General features: G+C 37.6%; 1 pseudogene. It reads left to right on the top strand.

Annotation, left to right across the window (positions count from 1 at the left end):
• Positions 1-2,057: pseudogene (locus EGI22_RS15175) on the top strand (hypothetical protein); the annotation flags it as partial.
• Between the last annotated feature and the right edge of the window lie 254 nt (positions 2,058-2,311).

Below are 2,311 nucleotides of genomic sequence, written 5' to 3'. Positions count from 1 at the left end.
ACACATATTACCGCATTAAAGATGCAACTGGTACTGTGATTGGTTCTCCTGCAGTTTTATCGTCAACAATTTCCTATACACAGGCATTCAATGGCCCAAATATTGGTGGAACTAACCCTTCAGGCTATACTCCTAAAACCTTTGATCCATCTGCCAATGGAGATTACTATATAGAGATTTATACTTCTGCTACTGCAGGAGCATCTAGTAATTTGACTACTACTAATATTTGGAGTACATTTTGGGATTTTACAGTTGGTGAAGCTAGTGGAGTAACCCACCCAGGTAGAGTATTTTCTCAGAACTGGAATTTTAGAGCTACTGCACCGACAGATAGTCCAGCTTATTCAGGAGGGTTTGATACAAAAATTAGCCCTGCATTTTATTCTTACACCAATGACCAAACTGTAGTTAAAGTACAGTTTACAGACTTTCAGCCTTTAGGTTTTAATCCCGCATTCAATTCATATGGTGTAAATCCTTCTGAAACTAACTGGTTGGTTGGTAGAAAATCTTTTTCTCAAGGAACCACAATTCCTGCTTTAACCAATAGCTTTAAAACATTTTTATCTAGTCCAGACCCGGGTGTATTTCCGGTTGCAGCATTAGCCGCAGCTCCAACATTATCCGGAAATGTTCAAGGTTGTGCTCCAAATTATAATATTCCTTATAATACTTCTGTTTTGGGAGATGTAAGATTTTTATTAGATTTAAATGGAGTAGCTGGTTATCAGGCTAATTCAATGGATAGGGTTTTAGAGGCTTTAAATGTTCCTGCAGGAAGCAATTTAATGCCTTGGGACGGAAAAGATGGATTAGGTAATGTATTACCACCAAATACAAATGTTATTACCACTATAAGTGTTTTAAGAGGAAGGGTAAATATACCACTATATGATGCTGAATTAAATCAGCAAGGATTTACTGTAAGTTCTATAAGCCCTCAAAGTAGTACAGCCATAAAGTTGTTTTGGGATGATGCATCTACAACAACCATCAGTGGTACACCTGCGAATAATTCAAATTTGACAACGGGTGGAATAGATAATAGTTTTTTAGGTCAAACTTCTCCAGCACATGCGTGGAATGGAAATTATGGTACTTCACTGATTGTTCCACCAGCACCAGATAATGGCGGAGGTGCTAGTACACCTACGGATGCTAGTGATGATTACGGTAATTTAAGAATTATCAATTCGTGGTTTTGGGCCGTTGAAGAGTCTTCAAGTTTATTGAATTTAAGATTGCCTTATTGTTTAGATGTATCTGGAAATGTATTCAATGACCCTAATGGAATAAATAATGGATTCATAGATGGTACAGGAACTAATTTTGGAGGATTATATGCATATTTAATTAATACTTCTGGAGATATAGTTTCCATTGCAACCGTTGCCTCTGATGGTTCTTATATTTTTAATAATATTGATTCTGGAGATTATACTGTTATGATAAGTACCACAACTGGGACAGTTGGAAATCCTGCTCCTGCAATTGCATTTCCAACTGGATTTGGCAGTGTGGGTGAGGGGACTATTGTAACAGGAGATGGAACTGCGGATGGTCAAACTTTAATAACAGTGGTTTCATCTAGTATATCAAATGTTAATTTTGGATTAAATAATACTCCAAATTCAAATAATGCTTCCACAACAGTTCCAAACCCTACTGGTACAAATACCGTAACAGTTCCAACATTAAGCGGATCAGACACAGAAGATGGAAGTTTGGGTGCAACAAATACAATAATTATAAAAAGTTTACCGGCAAACGGTACTTTGTATTATAATGGAACGCCTGTTACATTAGATCAAATTATAACAAATTATAATCCAACTTTATTAACTATTGATCCTGCTTTTCCAAGTGTAGGAACGGTTACTTTTGATTATGCATTCATTGATAATACTGGATTAGAAGATACAACTCCAGCTACTGTAACTATAGATTTTACGAACAATCCTCCAGTAGCAACAGACGACACAAATGCAGCGATAGCCTCAACAGCAGGAGCAAGTCCAATCAATGCATTAGCAGCGACAGATACGGACGGGTAACTATAGATTTTACGAACAATCCTCCAGTAGCAACAGACGACACAAATGCAGCGATAGCCTCAACAGCAGGAGCAAGTCCAATCAATGCATTAGCAGCGACAGATACGGACGGAACAATAGTAAGCTATACAATTTCAAGTCTTCCAACAAACGGTATTTTGGCTTTGGCTGGAACACCAGTAACGGTAGGACAAGTATTGAATCCAACAGAAGCAGCAGCCTTGACATATGACCCAAGTGGAACATTTGTAGGA

The organism is Lacihabitans sp. LS3-19, assembly GCF_024343575.1.
Classification (GTDB): domain Bacteria; phylum Bacteroidota; class Bacteroidia; order Cytophagales; family Spirosomataceae; genus Leadbetterella.
This window is presented reverse-complemented; position numbering and strand designations above follow the sequence as displayed.